Source organism: Streptomyces sp., assembly GCF_031181555.1.
GTDB lineage: Bacteria > Actinomycetota > Actinomycetes > Streptomycetales > Streptomycetaceae > Streptomyces > Streptomyces fimbriatus.
The window spans coordinates 12,698-19,659 of record NZ_JAPSKQ010000113.1; the positions used below are offsets into that span (position 1 = coordinate 12,698).

Consider the following 6,962-nt stretch of genomic DNA (forward strand, 5'->3'; position numbering starts at 1 on the left):
CCGGCGCGTCGGCCGCCGGCCGGCTCCCGGGGCCCGGCCGCCGAGGACACGCTCCGGCGTCCCGCATCGCCCGCCCGGACTCAGTCGCCGCACGACCGGCCGGAGCCGGCGGAGGTTCCCGGACGGGGTCACGGTCATCACGACACGCACCGGGTGGCGGGTCCGTGCGGTCCTCGTCCCTCGGCGTCACCCGAAGTCACTCGAACCGCGAGATGTCGCCCGCGCCCCGCCGCACGATCTCCGCCTCGCCGCCCGAGAAGTCGATCACCGTCGTCGGCTCGGTGCCGCAGTCGCCGGAGTCGAGCACCGCGTCCACCACGTGATCGAGCCGGTCCTTGATCTCCCAGCCCTGGGTCATCGGCTCGTCCTCGCCGGGCAGCAGCAGGGTGCTGGACAGCAGGGGCTCACCGAGCTCCGCGAGCAGGGCCTGGGTGACGACGTGGTCGGGGATGCGTACGCCGACCGTCTTCTTCCTGGGGTGCTGCAGCATGCGCGGCACCTCCTTCGTCGCGGGCAGGATGAAGGTGTAGCTGCCCGGGGTCGACGCCTTGACCGCGCGGAACACGTCGTTGTCGATCCGTACGAACTGGCCGAGCTGCGCGAAGTCCCGGCACACGAGGGTGAAGTGGTGCCGGTCGTCCAGCTTGCGGATCGTGCGGATCCGGTCGATGCCGTCGCGGCTGCCCAGGCGGCAGCCGAGTGCGTAGCACGAGTCCGTGGGGTACGCGATCAGGGCGTCGGAGCGGATGCTGTCGGCGACCTGGGCGATGGTGCGCGGTTGGGGGTTGTCGGGGTGCACGTCGAAGTACTTCGCCATTCACCGAGCTTATGCCGCCCGTGGAGGGCGGACCGCACGCGCCGGACCGTGCCCCGCCGCTCCGGGGGCGGGCATCCGCTCGGGCTGAGCTCCGCGCACGGGTGGGGTAACGTCCCTGACCTGGGCAGGGAGGGTGGACGAGCGAGGGGAAGGCCGAGGTGACAGGCGACGGCATCCGGCGGGCGGAGACGGCGGTCGGGGAGCCCCCGACGTGGGCGCGGGAACTGCTCGAGCACCTGAGGCCGGCCGGGCGGGACGTCCGCAGGGTCGTCGACTGGCTGGCCGGCACCGTGCGGGGAGCGGTGTCCCTCCAGGACGCCGCCGGCACGCTCGTCGCCGGGACCCGGCTGCCGCTGAGCGAGGCGCTGGTCGCCGACATCACCTCCGGCCGGATCGCCTCCGCCGCCTGGGAGGGGGAAGGGCGCCACCTGCGCCTGGTGAAGGTCGGGCATCCCTCGCAGATCTGCGTCCTGGCGGTCTCCCGCGACGCCCCCTTCGACCGGAGCACCTCCGACGTCGTCACGCACACCGCCCAGGTGATCGAACTCCTGCTGACCGCCCACGAGTCGGCCGTGGCCGGGCACCGGCTCCGGCGGGCCACCGCCGACCTGCGGCTGGCGATCCTGCAACTGCTGATGGTCGAGGACACCGTCGCGGCCCGCCGGGTGGCCGCGGGACTCTGGCCGGGTCTGCTCGACGCCGACACCGCATGCGTCTACGTCGTCGAGTCCGACCCGGTCCGGCGCGACCGGCTCGCGGAGGAGTGCCTGGACACCACGCGCGAGGAGGCGCTGGTCGTGCGGTGCCCGGCCATGGACGGACACGTGATCGTCGTCAGTCCCCGTGAGACCACCGCCGACACCCTGCGGTCGCTGGTCGGACGGCACCCGGACACCTTTCTCGGCGGCAGTGCCCGGCAGAACCTGGCCCGGACCGCCACCGCATACGGGCAGGCCGTCAGCGCGCTCGCGGTGGCGCACTTCCGGGCGGACAAGACGGCCGTGTACGCCGAACGCACCCATCCCGAGCGGCTGATCGACCCGACGGCGCTGCGCGGTTGGACGGCCCGGGTGCTGCGCCCGCTCGACGCACTGCCGCACCACACCCGCGCCGAACTCCTCGCCACCACCCGCCTCGGCCTGGAGTTCACCGCCGTCAACACGGCCAAGGTGCTCGGCGTGAGCCGCAACACCGTGCGCGCCCGCATGGAACGCGTCGAGGTCATGCTCGGCACCGACTTCGACGATCTCACCGCCCGTGCCGTCGTCCACCTGGCCCTCCACACCCAGATCAACCTCCTGGACGGGCAGGCGGGTGCCGGCCCCGCTGCGGCCTCTCCGCACCTCGCCGACCTGCTGGCCGGTCCCGCCGTGCGCGCCTGGGCGCAGGGCCTGCTGGGCCGGCTGGACGGGGACACCCGGAACCTCCGCCGCACCCTGCGCACCTGGATCGCCGTCGGGGGCAACGCCGAGCGGGCCGCGCAGGCCCTGGGCGTCCACGCCCAGACCGTCCGGGAGCATGTGCGCGGCGCCGAGCCGGTCCTCGAGCGCCGGCTCCTGGCGGCCGGAACCGACCTGTACGAGGTCGTCCTGGCCCATCTGGCGGTGGGTGACCTGGAACAGCCGGTGCTCACGGGCGTGTCACAGACGTCCCCGCCCGGGTGAACCGCCGGTCCCGGGTCCGTCTTTCCTCCCGTACCGCACGGGACGAAGCCGGGTCTTTCGGACTCGGTTGTGCACGGATGAGCCCTCGGACCGCCGCAGCGGGCATGGATGCGGTACACACACCGTCCTCGGTCCGCATAGGTTCGGGGCGTCGCGGGGGCACGACCGGAGCGGGGGACCGGTCGGTGCCCCCGCCGCTTTTCGGTCACGCGGCCGCCGGTCCCGGGCGTTCCGGCCCGCGGCGGTGGGCCGTCCCCGGCCGTCCCCGCGCGGTGCGGCGGCACCCGGCGCGTCGTCCCGGAGCGGTCGCTCGCGTCGATGCCGTGTGTCCCCGGCGAGGAGACGGGTACCCGGCCCGCGCTGTGGAGGTCCGCCGCCCGGACGACGAGGATCGGGGTGGGCGGACCCGTGACGAGAGCACCGCGAACAGGAGATCTCAATGACCAGTGAGACGGAGACCGGCGGCGTCACCGGTACGCAGGACAAGGACTACAACCTGATCTGGTACGTCGAGGCGTGCCTGAGCAACGCGCTGCGCCTGGAGGGCTACATTCAGGACGCCGAGCGCGCCAACGACACCGAGGTCGCCGACCTCTTCCGCAAGGCCCAGGCGGACAGCCGCAAGGGCGCCGAACTGGGCAAGGGACTTCTGCGCGCACGCCTCGGCGGAGGCTGAGCAGGCCGCTTCTGCGGGCCCGGCCGCCGTGGGCGACACGGTGGCCGGGCCCCTTGCCGTCCCGCGGCGTCCCGGGGGCCCGGGACGCCGCGCCCGACGTGCACGGCCGCGTCCCCGGTTCGTCCGGTCTCCTCGGGGAACGACGCCGACGGCCCGGCGGGCGGGCACTGCTCTACCCGTCAGTAACCGGACGTGTTCCAGGAGGCGACGCCCCATGCCGCAGTTCGCTGTCGACGGCGCGGAACTGACGTACGACGACGAGGGCCCTCGCGACGCGGAGGGCGTGCCCCTGGTGTTCATCCACGGCTGGACCGCCAACCGGCACCGCTGGGACCATCAGATGGCCCACTTCCGCGCCGACCGCCGGGTGATCCGCCTCGACCTGCGCGGCCACGGCGAGAGCAGCGGCACGGGGGTGCGCACGATCGAGGAGCTGACCCGGGACGTCACGGCCCTCGTCGACCACCTCGGCGTCGACCGTTTCGTCCCGATCGGTCACTCGATGGGCGGCATGATCGCCCAGACCATCGCGCTCGCCCACCCCGAGCGGGTCGCGCGCATGGTGCTGGTGAACTCCATCGGCCGGACGACCTACAGCCGGGGGCGGGGACTGCTGATGGCGGCGTCCACGCGCCTGCCGTACAGACTGTTCGTCGCCGCCCAGATCCGGCGGGCCTTCGCCCCCGGTCATCCCCGGCGGGAGGTCAAGGAGTACATCCGCGCCTCCGCGGCCACGCCCCGCGAGGGCGTCATGCCCTGTACTCCGCGATGCGGGCCTTCGACGTCCTCGACCGGGTCGGCGAGATCCGCGTCCCCACCCTGATGGTGCACGGCTACCACGACATCCAGCTCCCGGTACGGCAGATGCTGCGGATGGCGAAGGGCTACCCGGACGCGGTGATCCGCGTCCTCGACGCGGGCCATGAGCTCCCGGTGGAGAAGCCGGCGGAACTCACCGCGACGCTGGACCGGTTCCTCGGCGGACCGGCGGCCGGGGCGCGTCCGCAGGCGGCGCGGCGGCCGGCCCGCGCACGGCGGGAGCGGCGGAGCCCGCGGGTGCGGCCACCGTCCGTGAGCGGCCGGGGCTCCGAGTCGCCGTCCTGCGTGTTCCACGGCAGCATGGCCCTCGTACGGCACGCCACCGGCGGAAGGCGCGCGGCGCCCGTGCGCCGGCCGCCCGGCCCGTGGCGTCCGCGAAAGGACGGCCGAGGCGTGAGTGATGTCGCGGTGCCGGGTACCCGGGCCGTCCGCCAGGACCGGCCGGCGGGCGGTACCGCCGTGTCCCGGTCCGCCCGCCACCAGCCATGAGCAGCCGAAGGAGCCCACGATCATGACGGACGTATCGAGCCAGGGTCCCGCTCCCGGCGACGAGCGCAAGGTACTCACCAACCGACAGGGCCATCCGGTCTACGACAACCAGAACCAGCGCACGGTCGGCGCCCGCGGCCCGGCCACGCTGGAGAACTACCAGTTCCTGGAGAAGATCAGCCACTTCGACCGGGAACGCATCCCCGAGCGCGTGGTGCACGCCCGCGGCGTCACCGCCTACGGCTACTTCGAGGCGTACGGGAAGTGGGGCGACGAGCCGATCTCCCGCTACACCCGGGCCAAGCTCTTCCAGGAGCAGGGCAAGCGCACGGACCTGGCCGTCCGCTTCTCCACCGTCATCGGCGGACGCGACTCCTCCGAGGCCGCCCGCGACCCCCGCGGCTTCGCGGTGAAGTTCTACACCGAGGACGGCAACTGGGACCTCGTCGGCAACAACCTGGGCGTCTTCTTCATCCGGGACGCGATCAAGTTCCCGGACGTCATCCACGCCCTCAAGCCCGACCCGGTCACCTTCGAGCAGCAGCCGCGCCGCATCTTCGACTTCATGTCGCAGACACCGGAGTCGATGCACATGCTGGTCAACCTGTTCAGCCCGCGCGGCATCCCGGCGGACTACCGCCACATGCAGGGCTTCGGCGTGAACACCTACAAGTGGGTCAACGCCGAGGGCGAGACCAAGCTGGTCAAGTACCACTGGATGCCCAAACAGGGCGTGCGCAGCATGACCGCCGAGGACGCGGCGAACGTCCAGGCCGAGGGGCTGGGCCACGCCACCAAGGACCTCTACGAGGCGGTGGCGCGCGGCGAGTACCCGGAGTGGGAACTGCTGGTCCAGATGATGGACGACCACGAGCACCCGGAACTGGACTTCGACCCGCTGGACGACACCAAGACCTGGCCCGAGCAGGACTTCCCGCCGAAGCCGGTGGGCCGGATGGTGCTGAACCGGATGCCGGACAACTTCTTCGCCGAGAACGAGCAGATCTCCTTCGGCACCGGTGTCCTCGTCGACGGCCTGGACTTCTCCGACGACAAGATGCTCGTCGGCCGGACCTTCTCCTACAGCGACACCCAGCGCTACCGCGTCGGCCCGAACTATCTGCAACTGCCCGTCAACCAGGCGAAGAACGCCGACGTGCGCACCAACCAGCGCGACGGCCTGATGACGTATCACGTCGACGGCGCGGGCGAGAACCCGCACGTGAACTACGAGCCGTCGATCACCGGCGGTCTGAGGGAGGCCCAGTACCCGACGCACGACGAGCAGGGCCCGGAGATCCGGGGCCGGCTCACCCGCAAGCGCATCCCGCGCACCAACGACTACATGCAGGCCGGCCAGCGCTACCTGCTCATGGAGGACTGGGAGCGCGACGACCTGGTGAAGAACTTCGTCGACCTGATCTCCCAGTGCGACCGGGAGGTGCAGGAGCGCATGGTGTGGCACTTCCTGCTGGTGGAGAACGACCTCGGCCGCAGGGTCGGCGAGGGACTCGGGATCACCCCGGAGGACGTCGCCCACCTGGAGCCGCTCGCGAGCCAGGACCTCACGGACGAGGATCGCAAGCGGCTGGCCAACCTCGGCGACAACCCGCCGCGCGACGTGGAGGGACTCACCATGACCCACTGCGTGCCCGACGAGCGGCACGTGGTGACCCGTTGAGCGGTCACCCGGCCAGGGCCGACCGCGCCACGGCGAGCGCCTGCTCGGCGTAACCGCGGCCGAACAGCACGGCGTGCACCAGCAGCGGAAACAGCTGGTGCACGCCGACGCGCGTCTCCCACCCGTCGGCGAGCGGCGCCCCCTCCCGGTAGCCGTCCAGCACCGCGTCCAGATGGGGACAGCCGAACAGGCGGAGCATCGCGAGATCGGTCTCCCGGTGCCCGCCGTGCGCCGCCGGGTCGATCAGCCGGACGTGCCCGTCGGCGCCCCACAGCACATTGCCGCTCCACAGGTCGCCGTGCAGCCGCGCGGGCGGCTCGGCGGGCCCGGCGAGCTCCGGCAGCCGCGCGCAGACCCGCTCGACGACGCCCGCCTCACCCGGGCGGACGGTGCCCCGGTCGACCGCCTCGCGCAGATACGGCAGCACCCGGTGCTCGGCATACCAACGGGGCCAGTCGTCGCCGGTGACGTTGCGCATCGGGGCGAGTCCGATGAACGCCTCCACCGGGCCGCCCGGCGGCGGCGCCCCGAACGCGGGCGCGCCGGCGGCGTGCAGCCGGGCCAGCTCGCGGCCGAACCGGACGGCCGCCTGCCGCCCGGGCCGCCCCTGTGCCACCCGGTCGACGACCAGCCGGCGCGCGTCGTGACCGTGCACGGCCGGTACCCGCACCGTCCCCGCCCCGGCCAGCCAGCGCAGTCCCGCCGCCTCGGCCCGGGCCGCCTCCGCGCCGTCGACGCGCTTGACGATCACCACCCGGCCGTCGTCGAGGGCGACCTCGGTGAGCGAGCCGGACAGCGCACGCTCACCGGTGACCG

Annotated in this window: 5 protein-coding genes and 1 pseudogene; 4 read left to right on the top strand and 2 right to left on the bottom strand. The window is 72.9% G+C overall.

All coding sequences use genetic code 11. The annotated features are described in order from the left end of the window. Window positions 1-196: 196 nt before the first annotated feature. Window positions 197-817, bottom strand: coding sequence for an L-threonylcarbamoyladenylate synthase (locus tag RIM90_RS21380; protein ID WP_309062356.1), 621 nt, complete (start codon window positions 815-817; stop codon window positions 197-199). A 158-nt stretch (window positions 818-975) separates the two neighbouring features. Between RIM90_RS21380 and RIM90_RS21385 the strand changes: the two genes are divergently transcribed. From RIM90_RS21385 to RIM90_RS21400, 4 genes and pseudogenes are all read left to right on the top strand, one after another. After that, window positions 976-2,481, top strand: a complete 1,506-nt coding sequence (locus tag RIM90_RS21385) for a helix-turn-helix domain-containing protein (protein ID WP_309062357.1) — start codon at window positions 976-978, stop codon at window positions 2,479-2,481. A gap of 439 nt (window positions 2,482-2,920) precedes the next feature. After that, window positions 2,921-3,157, top strand: coding sequence for a hypothetical protein (locus tag RIM90_RS21390; protein ID WP_309062358.1), 237 nt, complete (start codon window positions 2,921-2,923; stop codon window positions 3,155-3,157). A gap of 214 nt (window positions 3,158-3,371) precedes the next feature. Next, window positions 3,372-4,150: pseudogene (locus RIM90_RS21395) on the top strand (alpha/beta fold hydrolase); the annotation flags it as partial. Between the two features lie 337 nt (window positions 4,151-4,487). Then, window positions 4,488-6,146, top strand: a complete 1,659-nt coding sequence (locus tag RIM90_RS21400; RefSeq protein ID WP_309062359.1) for a catalase — start codon at window positions 4,488-4,490, stop codon at window positions 6,144-6,146. A 4-nt stretch (window positions 6,147-6,150) separates the two neighbouring features. On the opposite strand, the gene RIM90_RS21405 is transcribed toward RIM90_RS21400, so the two are convergent. Continuing rightward, window positions 6,151-6,962 (bottom strand): fructosamine kinase family protein (locus RIM90_RS21405; protein ID WP_309062360.1); only part of this gene is annotated, 812 nt, incomplete at its 5' end.